At 64.6% G+C, this 13,689-nt stretch carries 12 protein-coding genes; 9 read left to right on the top strand and 3 right to left on the bottom strand.

Features of this window, described 5'->3' with window-relative positions; translation table 11 throughout:
* Position 1 precedes the first annotated feature (1 nt).
* Together NFX52_RS16690 and NFX52_RS16685 are read left to right on the top strand one after the other, a co-directional pair.
* Positions 2-184 carry a helix-turn-helix domain-containing protein gene (locus NFX52_RS16690; RefSeq protein ID WP_252635740.1) on the top strand — a complete coding sequence of 61 codons (183 nt, stop codon included), beginning with the start codon at positions 2-4 and terminating at the stop codon, positions 182-184.
* Between the two features lie 15 nt (positions 185-199).
* On the top strand, positions 200-715 hold the full coding sequence (locus tag NFX52_RS16685) for a Clp protease N-terminal domain-containing protein (RefSeq protein WP_055394586.1): 516 nt from the start codon (positions 200-202) through the stop codon (positions 713-715).
* A gap of 7 nt (positions 716-722) precedes the next feature.
* Here the strand turns inward: NFX52_RS16685 and NFX52_RS16680 are convergent, their stop codons facing one another.
* Positions 723-1,235, bottom strand: coding sequence for a MarR family winged helix-turn-helix transcriptional regulator (locus tag NFX52_RS16680; RefSeq protein ID WP_029414146.1), 513 nt, complete (start codon positions 1,233-1,235; stop codon positions 723-725).
* A gap of 142 nt (positions 1,236-1,377) precedes the next feature.
* Between NFX52_RS16680 and recA the strand changes: the two genes are divergently transcribed.
* Together recA and recX are read left to right on the top strand one after the other, a co-directional pair.
* Positions 1,378-2,454, top strand: a complete 1,077-nt coding sequence (gene recA, locus NFX52_RS16675) for a recombinase RecA (protein ID WP_055394584.1) — start codon at positions 1,378-1,380, stop codon at positions 2,452-2,454.
* An 82-nt stretch (positions 2,455-2,536) separates the two neighbouring features.
* The gene (gene recX / locus NFX52_RS16670; RefSeq protein ID WP_055394582.1) at positions 2,537-3,019 is read left to right on the top strand and encodes a recombination regulator RecX; all 483 of its coding nucleotides are present in this window, start codon (positions 2,537-2,539) and stop codon (positions 3,017-3,019) included.
* Positions 3,020-3,052: 33 nt separating this feature from the next.
* On the opposite strand, the gene NFX52_RS16665 is transcribed toward recX, so the two are convergent.
* Positions 3,053-5,746: a chemotaxis protein CheW gene (locus NFX52_RS16665; RefSeq protein WP_055394580.1), complete on the bottom strand. Its 2,694-nt coding sequence runs from the start codon at positions 5,744-5,746 to the stop codon at positions 3,053-3,055.
* 163 nt (positions 5,747-5,909) lie between these two features.
* Positions 5,910-6,842, bottom strand: a complete 933-nt coding sequence (argC, locus tag NFX52_RS16660) for an N-acetyl-gamma-glutamyl-phosphate reductase (RefSeq protein WP_055394578.1) — start codon at positions 6,840-6,842, stop codon at positions 5,910-5,912.
* 215 nt (positions 6,843-7,057) lie between these two features.
* Between argC and sucC the strand changes: the two genes are divergently transcribed.
* The 5 genes from sucC to NFX52_RS16635 all read left to right on the top strand — a co-directional run bounded on the left by sucC (position 7,058) and on the right by NFX52_RS16635 (position 13,671).
* Positions 7,058-8,218, top strand: a complete 1,161-nt coding sequence (gene sucC / locus NFX52_RS16655) for an ADP-forming succinate--CoA ligase subunit beta (protein ID WP_055394576.1) — start codon at positions 7,058-7,060, stop codon at positions 8,216-8,218.
* 53 nt (positions 8,219-8,271) lie between these two features.
* Complete coding sequence (gene sucD, locus NFX52_RS16650) at positions 8,272-9,168, top strand: succinate--CoA ligase subunit alpha (protein ID WP_055394575.1); 897 nt, start codon at positions 8,272-8,274, stop codon at positions 9,166-9,168.
* Positions 9,169-9,536: 368 nt separating this feature from the next.
* Positions 9,537-12,167, top strand: coding sequence for a CHASE2 domain-containing serine/threonine-protein kinase (locus NFX52_RS16645; protein ID WP_055394573.1), 2,631 nt, complete (start codon positions 9,537-9,539; stop codon positions 12,165-12,167).
* On the top strand, positions 12,164-12,973 hold the full coding sequence (locus tag NFX52_RS16640; RefSeq protein ID WP_055394571.1) for a Stp1/IreP family PP2C-type Ser/Thr phosphatase: 810 nt from the start codon (positions 12,164-12,166) through the stop codon (positions 12,971-12,973). Before NFX52_RS16645 ends, NFX52_RS16640 begins: the two co-directional genes overlap by 4 nt.
* A 44-nt stretch (positions 12,974-13,017) precedes the next feature.
* Positions 13,018-13,671 carry an FHA domain-containing protein gene (locus NFX52_RS16635; protein WP_055394568.1) on the top strand — a complete coding sequence of 218 codons (654 nt, stop codon included), beginning with the start codon at positions 13,018-13,020 and terminating at the stop codon, positions 13,669-13,671.
* The last annotated feature ends 18 nt before the right edge of the window (positions 13,672-13,689 follow it).

Genomic DNA, 13,689 nt, shown 5'->3' with positions numbered 1-13,689 from the left:
GCTGGCTGCCGTAGTCGCCCTGCGCCTGATGGCCGACCGGCTGGAAACCGCTGCCGTGACCGCGGCGCTGGAGCAGGGGTGGTCGTGGACGCAGATCGCCCAGGCCCTGGGCGTGAGCAAGCAGGCAGCGCACAAGCGCCTGTCACCCCACATGCCCCAGGCCCCACAGACGTTCCGTTCTTGAGAAGGAGTTCTCGCCATGTTTCGCCAATTGCAACACCGCTTCCAGAGCATGCGCACGCTGAGCTGCCTGTGCACCAGCGCCGAGGCCCATGCCCGCGCAAGCGGCCAGGCCGCACCGGGGGCCGAGCATTTTCTGCTGGCCGCCATCGATCTTCCCGAGGGGTCGGCCCGGCGTGCGCTGGAGAGCGTGGGGGCCGACCCCGCCGCCGTGCGGGATGCGATCGAGCAGCAGTACCGCGATGCGCTCCAGGACATGGGACTGAATGCGCCCCTGCCGCAGGCACAGGCCCTCGCGCCACCGGTTCCAGGCCTCTACCGGGCCCAGCCCTCGGGCCAGGAGGTCATGCAGACGCTCGCGCGCTCCCGCAAGGACCAGGGCGGCCCCCTTCTGGGGGCCCACGTAGTGGCAGTGGTGGCCACCATGCCGCAAGGCGTGGCGGCGCGCACACTGCGTGCCATGGGCATCGACGCAGGCCAGCTGGCGGCTGCAGCGCAGGCCCAGGTGCCATTGGCAACGGGCGCAGCCGCCTGACCCGGGTTCAGCGCATCAACGTACCGGCCCCATCGCCGCCCGCATAGGCCTCCAGTCCAATGGCCACCACGGTGGCCACGTCGTGGCCTACTTCGGTCCGGAACTCGGCTTCTGCCTGTGCCACGGCATCCCGGAACGCCTGCAGCCACGCCAGGCCCGTGGTCGTGAAACACACGCGGCGCGCGCGCGCGTCGAGCGGGTCGGCCTCGCGCGTGACCAGACCCCAGGCCTCGCACTGGTCCACCAGGTTGGCCATGGCCTGCTTGGTCATGCCCGCACGCTGGGCCAGGTCAGTCAGCCGGTCGCCCGGCAGCGCCAGGTGGCGCGTGATGTGCACATGGGCTGCACTCACCTGGTCGCGCGCGGCCAGGTTGGACAGCGCCAGCGGCACTTCCACGTTGTGCGCCATGAGCTGCAGCACGCGCGCGTCGAAACGGCGCATGGCGTGGCCGAACAGGCGGCCCAGGTGGGTCTGGCGCCAGCCGTCTTCGGCAGGGGATGGAAGGGACAAATCAGGCATCACCGAATTGTCAGGCAAACTGACTAAATTATCCTTGAATGCCTTCCAATAGCTCGCATAAACTACTGTTCAAGCATCCAGCCTGTGATTAATTGCAGAGCAATGCAAACATCCAACCTGTTGTTTTTCAAGGAGTTTTCTCATGGACGTCGCAGTCAAAGGCACCAACCCCGCATTGCCCGTGAACACCGAAAAGGCCAAGGCCCTGGCCGCCGCGCTCGCCCAGATCGAGAAACAATTCGGCAAGGGCACGATCATGCGCCTGGGTGAAGGCGAGGTGATCGAGGACATCCAGGTGGTCTCCACCGGCTCGCTGGGCCTGGACATTGCCCTGGGCGTGGGCGGCCTGCCCCGTGGCCGGGTGGTCGAAATCTACGGCCCGGAATCCTCGGGCAAGACCACGCTCACGCTGCAGGTGATTGCCGAGATGCAAAAACAGGGCGGCACCTGCGCGTTCGTGGATGCGGAACATGCCCTGGATGTGCAATACGCCCAGAAGCTCGGGGTGCAGCTGTCCGACCTGCTGATCAGCCAGCCCGATACCGGCGAGCAGGCGCTGGAGATCGTGGACAGCCTGGTGCGCTCGGGTGCTGTGGACCTGATCGTCATCGACTCGGTCGCAGCCCTCACGCCCAAGGCCGAAATCGAAGGCGAAATGGGCGACGCCCTGCCCGGCCTGCAGGCCCGCCTGATGAGCCAGGCGCTGCGCAAGCTGACCGCCACGATCAAGAAGACCAATTGCATGGTCATCTTCATCAACCAGATCCGCATGAAGATCGGCGTGATGTTCGGCTCGCCTGAAACCACCACCGGCGGCAACGCGCTCAAGTTCTACGCCTCCGTGCGCCTGGACATTCGGCGCACCGGCACCATCAAGAAGGGCGACGAAGCCATCGGCAACGAAACCAAGGTCAAGGTGGTCAAGAACAAGGTGTCGCCCCCGTTCAAGACGGCTGAGTTCGACATCCTGTTCGGTGAAGGCATCAGCCGCGAGGGCGAGATCATCGACATGGGCGTGACCGCCAAGATCGTCGAGAAGTCGGGCGCCTGGTATGCCTACAACGGCGAGAAGATCGGCCAGGGCCGCGACAACGCGCGCGAGTTCCTGCGCGAGAACCCCGACCTGGCCCGTGAAATCGAGAACAAGGTGCGCGAAGGACTGGGCATTGCGCTGCTGCCCGACGCACTGCAAGCCCCTGCCGCCGCCGCGAACGAGTGAACTCCGAAACTTCAAACAAAATAGGCCTCCAGCGCTTGATTGACAAGCGCTGACAGCTATCAAATTTGAAGCACAGAGATTCATGGGATTCACCACGCTCTCGCTCAAGGGCCGGGCCCTGCGCCTTTTGAGCCAGCGGGAACATTCCCGCAGCGAGCTGGCCACCAAGCTGGCACCCCACGCGGAGAGTCCCGAGGAGCTGGCCGCCCTGCTGGACCTGCTGGTGGAGCAGGACTGGCTGAGCGACCAGCGCGCGGCCCAATCCCTGGTGCATCGCCGGGGCCCCCGCCTGGGTGCCGCCCGCCTGGTCCGGGAACTGCGCACCCGGGGCGTGGCCGATGAGCTGGCGCGCGAGGCCACGGCCCCGCTGCTGGCCACCGAGGTGCAGCGCGCGCGCGAGGTATGGCAGCGCAAGTTTGGCCAGGTGCCTCTGGACATGAAAGAACGCTCGCGCCAGGTCCGCTTCCTGATGGCACGCGGCTTCACGATGCATGCCATCCAGAAAGCCATTGGGGGCGATACGGACGGCGACACGAATGACGAGGACCCTGGCGGCGCCACCTGACCAAACCAGGCAGCGTCCATAGACCAGGCCCGGTCAGCGCTGTGTTGTCAACTCTGCAGAGGTACTGCTGGCTGAGGGTGCCGCAAGCACCTCGGGGGGCAAGGGCACCCACCGGGCATCCAGGCCATTGGGGTCCACCACATACACGATGGCCTGGCCCGAGCCTCGGTCGCTCAGGATGCCCGTGATCCATGGGGCATGCGCAGACACGCTGCCGGGCACTGGGTGCACGCTGTCCTGCGACACCACGCCCACCAGACGCTCCACCAACAGCACCACCGGGCGGCCCTGGCTCTTGACCACGACCGCCACGGCCCGCCGAGGGTCGGCCAATGCAGACAGGCCCGCAATGCGGCAGGCATCATAGGCGGGCGCCATGCGGGTGCCGCCTTCGTGGGCAATCTCCAACATGCCGGCCAGCTGCCCCGGGCCCGGCACCTGCACCAGGCGCGCGGCCGACATGGCCTGCTGCACGTGCATGCTGTCAATGGCCAGCAGCAGAGCGCCACAGGCCACCACACCATAGCGGCGTACATTGCCGCCCGCCCCCTGCACAGATGACTGCGGCAAGGCCAGGGCACCGCCGCTGGCCACGGCGGGCTGCACTGGCATCAGCAATACGGAGTACACGGGTTCCCGGTATCCATCGTCGCGCTTGAATTCCCGGTATCCGGTGCTGACCGCCACACCCGCCAGATAGTCCCGCCCTTGCCAGTGCACGCGCTGCGCGGTGGCGGGCAGGACAGACGCAGTCGCCGCAGAGGAAGTTCTTGCGCCCTGCCCGGGCTGCCGCCCTGCGGCGGCGGGTGGCACTGCGGCCCGTGCGATATCTGCCACAAAAGGCAGCACAGGTTGGGCACCGCCCAGAGCGGCATCCGGGCCATCCTCGTCAGCGCTGGCCAGCACGCGTCCCTGCGCATCGGTGAAGAAGCCGCGCATGCCCTGGCCCTGCGGCAGTGCGTCGCACAGCATGGCCTTCAGCTCGGTGGCGCAGTTGAAAGCCAGCGCGATGCCGCCCACCACCGGGCCGCCCGGCGCAGCGCGCAGCGCGGCGCAGTACACATAGGCGGGCAAGCCATCGGCCAGCGCCTGGGGCTGCATGGGCGACACGGCGTAGGCCTGCGAACCTTGCAAGGCCAGGGTGCGCCGGACCAGGTCGGCATCCAGCTGCAGGTCGGCGGGCAGCGTGTTGGCATCGCAGGACACGGCCACCACGAGCCCCTGGCGGTCAAACAGCGCCACGCGCCGGTACACCGTGTAGAGGCTGTTGAGGTGCGCGAGGATCTGTGCCGCGCGCTGTGCTGCAGCGGCTGATTGCCCGGGCGCGCCCCGCGCCTGGATGTCACCCAGCGCATGGGCCAGTTCTTCGGACAGCGCCCACCAGCGGCAGTCGTTGGCACGTTCGTAGAGGTTGCGGTCCATGATGCGGACCGCCAGGCCGGCATGGGCCTTCATCTCGGCGCGGCGCCCTGCCAGCAGCAGTCCGCGCAGTTCCTGGATGGCACCGTCGAAGACGGCAATGGTGTCCTTGCCCGTGCGCCCGATCTGGTCAAACACGGCATGGATCGACGAGCCTGCACTCACCGCCGATTCGGCCACCTTGCCATTCCAGATCACGCGGGTAAGCCCTTCTTCGATGGCGCGGGCGCGTTCCACAATGGCGCGCAGCATGGGATCATCCACCTCCATGCGCGCCGCCTCAGCCGTCGCCGGCGCGCCACCGCCCCCTGCAGACTCCTGCATACCTTGCTCGCCCTTGAACGCCGCATCCAGCCGCACCAGCGCCACCGCCCGCCAGGGCAGGCCTTGGTAGCCCTGGTAGCCCCGGGTGGTGCGCGCCTGCGCCAGGTAGTCGTGGCCCCGGTGGGTGCAAGGGCGGGCGTCAAGCGACTGCAGAGAGCCAGTGGCCAGGACCTCGCCCACCGAGAATTCAGCGGGCTTGCTGGACGCAATGACACGGTCACTGCCATCCACGAGCAGCAGCGCCACGCGGTCCTCGGGGTCGCGCAGGTCGGCAAAGATCGACTCCAGCTCGGAATGGAGTCCAAAGCGCAGCACCACGGCCCCGCAGGCGCGCCCCTGCGCCGATACAACGCGGTGCACATACAGCAGCAGATCGCCTTCGCCGGGATACCAGCCCGAGGCACCGTAGTGCTCGCCATAACCGGGCCTGTCCATCGCACCCCGCCACCACGATGGCTCCTGCACAACCAAGGCCTCGGTCACCTGCCGGTCTTGCAGGCCCAGCAACGGATGGGCACAGGCATCCAGCAGCAGGATGTCGTCATAGACGGTGTATTTGGCGCGGTACTCTTGCAACCGCTGGCGCAGCAGCGTGGCGGCATCGGGGTCGCCTTGGACTGCCGCAGCCTCCACAAAAGCCACCAGCGGTCCATCGGTGGCGATGAAGCCGACATCGGCCGTGCGCTCGAAAAGGTTGCGCACCAGAATATCGATGGCCACCTGGGCGCGGGACGCCAGGTCGCCCATGCGGTTGCTCAGGTGGGTGGTGGCAATGTGCTCCACCATCTCCTGGGCCAGCGTGGCGAACGCGGTACGCGTCTGGTCCAGTGTATGCAGGAAACCCGCCGCCTCGCCCGGGCACACGATGCGTGCAGTGGTGTCGATGACCTCCCAGCGAAGATCCAGGCGCTGCAACGCAGCTTCGAGCTTCTGCAGCGACCGCATCTGCGGCGCCACGATGTCATAAGACAGTGGAAAACCCATCAGCCCCCCCAAACATACGGCGTGCGCCAGTGGGCCTGGCGTGGTCAGCGGTCTGGAATCAGCTTAATCGATTCCGCCGGGGACGCCCATAGAAAAAACGCGCCAGGTCTGGCGCGTCGAAAACCTGCCGGGCAGACAGGAGGGTGGGGAAACCCGTAGCGGTTCAGAGACCGAGCATCAGCTGCAGGTTCTGCACTGCGGCGCCGCTGGCACCTTTGCCCAGGTTGTCCAGGCGCGCGATGACCACGGCCTGCCGGTATTGCTCGTTGGCAAACACGCGCAGCTCCAGCCTGTTGGTGTCGGTCAGCGTGTCGGCGGCGAGCTTCAAATCATCGGTAGGCGGCAGTACGCTGACCCACTGCTCGGGCGTGTTGGTGCGGCTGTAGTGACCGGCCAGCGCGTCGTGCAGGTCGCTGGCCTTGGGGGCTCCGGGCAGCAGGTCCAGGTGCAGCGGCAACTGCACCAACATGCCCTGGCGGAAGTTGCCCACGGCGGGGATGAACACCGGGCGGCGTGTGAGGCCGGTGTAGCGCAGGATCTCGGGAATGTGCTTGTGCGTCAGGCCCAGGGCGTAGGCCTCATACGGCGCTGCAGTGCCTGCCTCGTACGCTTCGATCATGGTGCGGCCGCCGCCGGAATAGCCCGACACCGAAGGCAGGCTCAAAGGGTAGTCCGCAGGGATCAGGCCGGCGTCCACCAGCGGGCGCAGCATGGCAATCGCGCCCGTGGCGTAGCAGCCGGGGTTGGAGACACGGGTGGCGTCGCGCACCGCCTGCGCCTGCGATGCAGCGAGTTCTGGAAACCCGTACACCCAGCCATCGGCCGTGCGGTGGGCCGTGCTGGCGTCGATCACCTTGACCTTGCGGCCCGAGCTGCGCTCGATCTCGTCCACCATGGCCACGGTGTCGCGCGCCGCATCGTCGTGCAGGCACAGCACCACCAGGTCGACCCCCGCGATCAGGTCGCGTTTGGCGGCCGGGTCTTTGCGCAACTCGGGCGCAATGCTGACCAGCTCGATCTGCGGCATGGCCTGCAGGCGCTCGCGGATCTGCAGGCCCGTGGTACCGGCTTCGCCATCGATAAAGACTTTGGACATGGAGGTGCTCCTGCAAAAAGGCGGCAGCGGCTGCCGGAATAGAAAAGAGAAAAAGGGGGAATGGGAAGGCTACCAGCCCAGCCCAGGGTGTAAGTTAGGCACAAGGATGGTGCGTTGCAACATGATACAGTCGCGGGTTGCCATGTCCCAAGCCCGCGGCCAGACATCTGTTCATGGTAAACGGGTAACTACCACCCTTCCCTGAGAGAGACCTCATGAAGATTCACGAATACCAAGGCAAGGAAATCTTGCGCAATTTTGGTGTGCCCGTTCCGCGTGGCATTCCCGCATTCACGGTGCAAGAAGCCGTTGAAGCAGCCCAGAAGCTCGGCGGCCCCGTGTGGGTGGTCAAGGCCCAGATCCACGCCGGTGGCCGTGGCAAGGGCGGCGGCGTGAAGGTTGCCAAGACCATTGACGACGTGAAGGCACGCGCCAGCGACATCCTGGGCATGCAGCTGGTCACGCACCAGACGGGCGCTGAGGGCCAGAAGGTTCGCCGCCTGTACATCGAAGACGGCGCCGACATCAAGAACGAACTGTATGTGTCGCTGGTCACCGACCGCGCCACGCAAAAGGTCGCCCTGATCGCTTCGAGCGAAGGCGGCATGGACATTGAGGAAGTGGCCCACTCCACCCCCGAGAAGATCATCACCGAGATGATCGACCCGCTGGCCGGCATCACCGAAGCCCAGTCGCGCAAGGTGGCTGCTGCCATCGGCCTGACCGGCGCCTCCGTGGACCAGGCCGTGGACATCTTCGCCAAGATCTACAAGTGCTACATGGACACCGATGCGTCGCTGGTGGAAATCAACCCGCTGAACTGCGACTCCAAGGGCAACCTGATGGCCCTGGACGCGAAGTTCAACTTTGACGCCAACGCGCTGTTCCGCCACCCCGAAATCGTGGCCTTCCGCGATCTGGACGAAGAAGATCCGGCCGAAGTGGAAGCTTCCAAGTTTGACCTGGCCTACATCAGCCTGGACGGCAACATCGGCTGCCTGGTGAACGGCGCCGGCCTGGCCATGGCCACCATGGACACCATCAAGCTGTTCGGCGGCGAACCGGCCAACTTCCTGGACGTGGGCGGCGGTGCCACCCCCGAGAAGGTGACCGAAGCCTTCAAGATCATGCTCAAGAACCCCAAGGTCGAAGGCATTCTGGTCAACATCTTCGGCGGCATCATGAAGTGCGACACCATCGCCACCGGCGTGATCACCGCCTGCAAGGCCGTGAACCTGTCCGTGCCGCTGGTCGTGCGCATGAAGGGCACGAACGAAGAACTGGGCAAGAAGATGCTGGCCGAGTCCGGCCTGCCCATCATCGCCGCAGACACCATGGCCGAAGCTGCGACCAAGATCGTCGCTGCCGTTAAGTAATGACCTTGGGGACAGATCTTTAGCTCTGTCCCCAACTGACTAGGACGAGAAACATGTCGATCTACATCAACAAAGACACCAAGGTCATCACCCAGGGCATCACGGGCAAGACGGGCCAGTTCCACACCGAGAAGTGCCAGGAATACGCGAACGGCAAGAACGCCTTCGTGGCTGGCGTGAACCCCAAGAAGGCGGGCGAGTCGATCTTCAACATCCCGATCTACGCCTCCGTCAAGGAAGCCGCCCAGCAGACCGGCGCCACCGTCTCGGTGATCTACGTGCCGCCCGCAGGCGCTGCCGACGCGATCTGGGAAGCCGTCGAAGCCGACCTGGACCTGGCGATCTGCATCACCGAAGGCATTCCGGTCAAGGACATGCTGATGGTGCGCAACAAGATGAAGGCCAAGGAAGCCGCTGGCGGCAAGAAGACGCTGCTGCTGGGCCCCAACTGCCCTGGCCTGATCACGCCCGACGAAATCAAGATCGGCATCATGCCCGGCCACATCCACCGCAAGGGCCGCATCGGCGTGGTGTCCCGCTCGGGCACGCTGACGTACGAAGCCGTGGCCATGCTGACCGAAGTCGGTCTGGGTCAATCGAGCGCTGTGGGCATTGGTGGCGACCCCATCAACGGCCTCAAGCACATCGACGTGATGAAGGCTTTCAACGACGATCCAGACACCGACGCCGTGATCATGATTGGCGAAATCGGCGGTCCTGACGAAGCCGAAGCCGCCCAGTGGTGCAAGGCCAACATGAAGAAGCCTATCGTGGGCTTCATCGCTGGCGTGACGGCCCCTCCCGGCAAGCGCATGGGCCACGCTGGCGCGCTGATCTCTGGCGGTGCCGACACGGCCGACGCCAAGCTGGCCATCATGGAAGAGTCGGGCTTCATCATCACCCGCAATCCTTCGGAACTGGGCAAGCTGCTCAAGGCCCAGCTGAAGTAAATCTCGCTGCGCCCGTCCGCGTCACCGCGGACACCTCGGGCTTGAGGGCTTGAGGGCTCGCAGAGGAAGGCGAATTCCAAAAAAAGCGCCCAGAACCAACGTTCCGGGCGCTTTTTTGCATGGGAAGACCAAAGTGTGCCTGGGTGGCTCGTCGCGTTAGGGTGACAAAAATGGCACACCCGATTCACGCATCCTGCCTGCCCCGACAAGAACCGCCATCGAATCCTCGATGAACCACCCATCGCATGCGGTTCGGGGTCACACCAAGCCCCCGGCAGCCCCGGCTTAAATATTGCTTTGAACAGCTCTCAATACAGAGAGTGGAATATCAGCAAGTGGGACGAACAACCTCGGGGCGGTGGCTTGGCATGTGGCGTACCGATGGTTTGCGGGGCGCATTGGCTGCGGCGGTGCTGGTTGCACTGTGCGCAGCCACGGGTGTGTTCCAGTGGCTGGAGTACCGCGTGTATGACGCTGCGACCAGCATCCACACGCCAGCCCCGTTGCCTGAAATTGCCATCATTGGCATCGACGATGCCAGCCTTGAAAGCTTGGGCAACGGCCCCTGGTCACGGGATGTCTACGCCAAGTTGATCGACCAGCTTTCGGCGGCTGGCGCCAAGACCATTGTCCTGACCCCGTCTTTTGCCGAACCCCAGTCCGACCGTGGCCTTGCCTACCTTCGCAAAATGCGGGACACGATGGCGCGGGCGGGGGACACATCCCCGCTGGCGACGGAGTTGAGCCGCACCGTAGACGAGGCGGAGAAGGCTCTGGATTCTGACGCGCGCCTGGCCGCCAGCATCCAACGGGCCGGCAACGTATTCCTGGCTTCGCGCTACACCCTGGCGGGCGGTGCCCGCACGCCGCTGCCCGCCTATGCGCACCGCAGCGTTTTGCCGAACCCTGCGAGCTTTGCGATCCCCGCCACATCGGCGCAAAACCCGGTCGCTGGGATCGGTTCGGTGGCGGCAGGCGTTGGTCATCTTTCGGTCGCCCTGGACGAAGATGGTCACCTTCGCGGCATTCCCCTTCTGCTGCGGTACGACGACGTCGGCGTGCCCTCCTTGGCCTTGCTCGCGGCGAGGCACAGTCTGCATCTGGGCCAAAACGAACTGCGGGTTCAGACGGAGCCTCAGGGCATTCGCATGGGTGGGCTGCACGTTGTGACCGACGGTTCGGCGGTGATGCATCCGCGATTTCACGCAGCGCCGGACGGTGCCTCCGCATTCCCTGTGGTGTCTTTTGCCCAGGTATCCAGCGGCAAGATTCCGCCGCAGGACTTCAAGGACAAAGTGGTACTGGTGGGTGAGACAAGCAACGCGCTGGTCACCCCGTGGGTCCAGTCCGGCGCGCGCACGATGTATCCCGTGGAGATGCTGGCGCAAACGCTGTCGGCCATACGGCTGGGCCTCGGGGTGCAACGACCTGAGTGGGTATGGACGATGTCCTGGGGCAGCGCACTGGGAGCATTGCTCTTTGTTGCGCTGGCCCTTCCGAGACTCTCTCGTCCAGCCGGGGGAGTGCTGGGCGCAGGGCTCCTGCTCCTGCTCGTCGCCACTGAGTGGGGCCTGCTGCGTTACGCAGGGTTCTGGATTCCTTTGGCGCCCGGCGTGCTGGCTTTGTTGGGAGGCATCACAGCCTTTGCCGTGCTGGGCAAGCTCAGCGCAAGAGGTACGCCCCCATCAGCGGAAACCGCCGAAACCGATCGCATGATGGGGCTTGCGCTGCAGGGGCAGGGCCAATTGGACATGGCCTTCGAGCGCTTGCGCCGAGTGCCGCCCAGCGATGCCCTGATGGACAACCTGTACCACCTGGCTCAGGACTTTGAGCGCAAGCGCAACTTTGCCAAGGCCAAGTCCGTCTACAAACACATCCTGCAGCACAACAAGGGATACAAGGATGCCCATGCACGGTACAAGCGTGTGCGGGCGCACTTGCAGAAGGAAACTGGCGCCCCGTCCAGCACACCCGCATCGATTCCCCCCACCCCAGCGCCGCGCCTGCCAGGTGATGCCGCAACCGGCATACCGATGCTGGGCCGCTATCAGATAGACAGGGAGATTGGCAAAGGGGCGATGGGCGTGGTCTACCTGGGAAGAGACCCAAAGATTGGACGCGTGGTTGCCATCAAGACCCTGGCGCTCGGCGAAGAGTTCGAGGGCGACGCACTCATCGACGCCAGAGCCCGGTTCTTTCGCGAGGCAGAAACAGCGGGGCGCCTGCAGCACCCCTGCATCGTGACGATCTTTGATGCTGGCGAGGAACACGATCTGGCTTACATCGCCATGGAGTTCCTCAAGGGCGCAGACCTGGCGCGGGCCTGCCATGCTGGGCATCTTCTACCGGTGGCCACGGTGCTTTCCATCGGAGCACGCGTTGCCGAGGCGCTGGACTATGCCCACGCACACAACGTGGTGCACCGCGACATCAAGCCTGCCAACATCATGTTCGACGCCGCCACGGATGCCGTGAAGGTGACGGATTTTGGCATTGCACGCATCACGGATTCCAGCAAGACACGCACAGGACTGGTTCTGGGAACCCCGAGTTTCATGTCACCGGAACAACTCGCAGGCAAGAAGGTAGATGGCCGGTCAGACCTCTACTCATTGGGTGTCACGTTGTTTCAGCTGCTGACGGGCTCGCTGCCGCTGCGCGGGGAGTCGATGACGGAGCTGATGCACAAAATCGCCAACGCGGAGGCGCCCGACATTCGGCAGCTGCGTCCCGAGCTTTCCCCCGCCGTGGCGCGCGTGGTGGCCCAGGCCCTTCAGAAACGCCCGGAGGCCCGGTACCAGACGGGCCGGCAATTTGCCGCCGACCTGCGGCTGGCGGGCGTGGCAGCCGGACAGGCGGGATCGCCGGAGCCGGGAGCAGTCGTCTATGATGCGGACCGCGATGCAACAGGGCATGAAATGGCGGATTTTCAGAGAACCGTGATGGAGCAACCCGCTGGGCGGGGCGCGGCGTTCCCGCCGATTTCAGGCGCCCGATGACGCTCGCCCCAACATCCATGACCTACGAATTTTTCGCACGCACCGACAAAGGCCGCGTGCGCACCAACAACGAAGATGCGGTGGCGGTCGACCGGGATGCTCAGGTCGCCATCCTCGCTGATGGCATGGGCGGATACAACGCTGGTGAAGTGGCAAGCGGCATGGCCACCACCTTCATCCGCACCGAGATGGCCCGCTGGTTGGGGCAAGCCGGCAGCACCCCCCAATCGACCGACGTGCGGCGAGCCCTGGAGATCTGCGTCGAGAACGCCAACCATGCCATTCTGGGTGCCTCGCTTTCCAACCCCCAATATGCGGGAATGGGCACCACGCTGGTGGTCGGGGTTTTCCACGGCAGCCGCCTCATCCTCGGACATATTGGCGACTCCCGCTGCTATCGCCTGCGCGATGGCACCCTGCAACAGATCACACGTGACCACTCCTGGCTCCAGGAACAGGTTGATGCCGGCCTGCTTACAGCGCAGCAAGCCGCGCTGTCGTCCAACCGCAATCTCGTTACCCGTGCGCTGGGCGTAGAGCCCAATGTCATGATGGAAGTCAACGAGTTTCAGGTGGCCCCCAATGACTTGTTCCTAATGTGTTCAGACGGCCTCACGGACATGGTCGCTGACTCAGACTTGGCGGAGCTGGTGCGAACACCACTGCCTTTGGAGGAAAAAGCCACATTGCTCATCGACACTGCCAATGCGAACGGTGGGCGTGATAACGTCAGCGTACTGCTGGTGCAAGCGGCTGCGGGGGGCAAGAAACGCGGCCTTATGTCCCGATTGCTAGGGGCCGCGTAAGTGGCGCCGACTACAACAATTACTCATCACATCAGGAGTGGATCATGCCCAGAATGATCGTTTCAATCGACGGGGTTGTCATCAAGGAAGTGCGACTGACCAAAGAGCGCACTACGCTCGGCCGCCGCCCTTACAACGACATCGTGATCGATAACCTCGCCGTGAGCGGCGAACATGCCGTCATTCACATGGCAGGCCAGGATGTGGAAATTGAAGACCTGGGGAGCACCAACGGCACCTACGTCAACGCCAAGGCTGTCAAGCGCCAAGAACTGCGCAATGGCGATACCGTTGAGGTGGGCAAGTACAAGATCCGTTTCCTGCACGAGGCTGAAGGGCAAAACTTCGAGAAGACCATGATCTTCAAACCGGGAATGGTGCCTCCGTTGGGCACGGCCTCCCGGCCTGCCCCGCTGGGTGCTGCCGCTGCCCCGCCCATCTCAGGGGTCATCCGTGTGATGTCTGGTGCCGCTGCGGGGCGGGAAGTGTCGCTGCAAAAGGTGGTTACCACCATCGGCAAACCTGGCGTTGCCGTGGCCTCCATTACTAAGCGGCATCAGGGCTTTGTGCTGGCCCATGTCGAGGGCCCCGACATGCCTCTGCTCAATGGTGCTTCCATCGGCACATCTCCTGTACCTCTCAAACACGGTGATCGGCTGGAGTTGGCAGGTACGGAGATGCAGTTCGAACAAAGCTGACGGCCGCACCCGGGCCTC

The organism is Acidovorax facilis, from assembly GCF_023913775.1.
Lineage (GTDB): Bacteria > Pseudomonadota > Gammaproteobacteria > Burkholderiales > Burkholderiaceae_C > Acidovorax > Acidovorax facilis.
The sequence above is the reverse complement of the archived record's forward strand: the minus strand, read 5'-3'. Positions and strand labels throughout refer to the sequence as shown.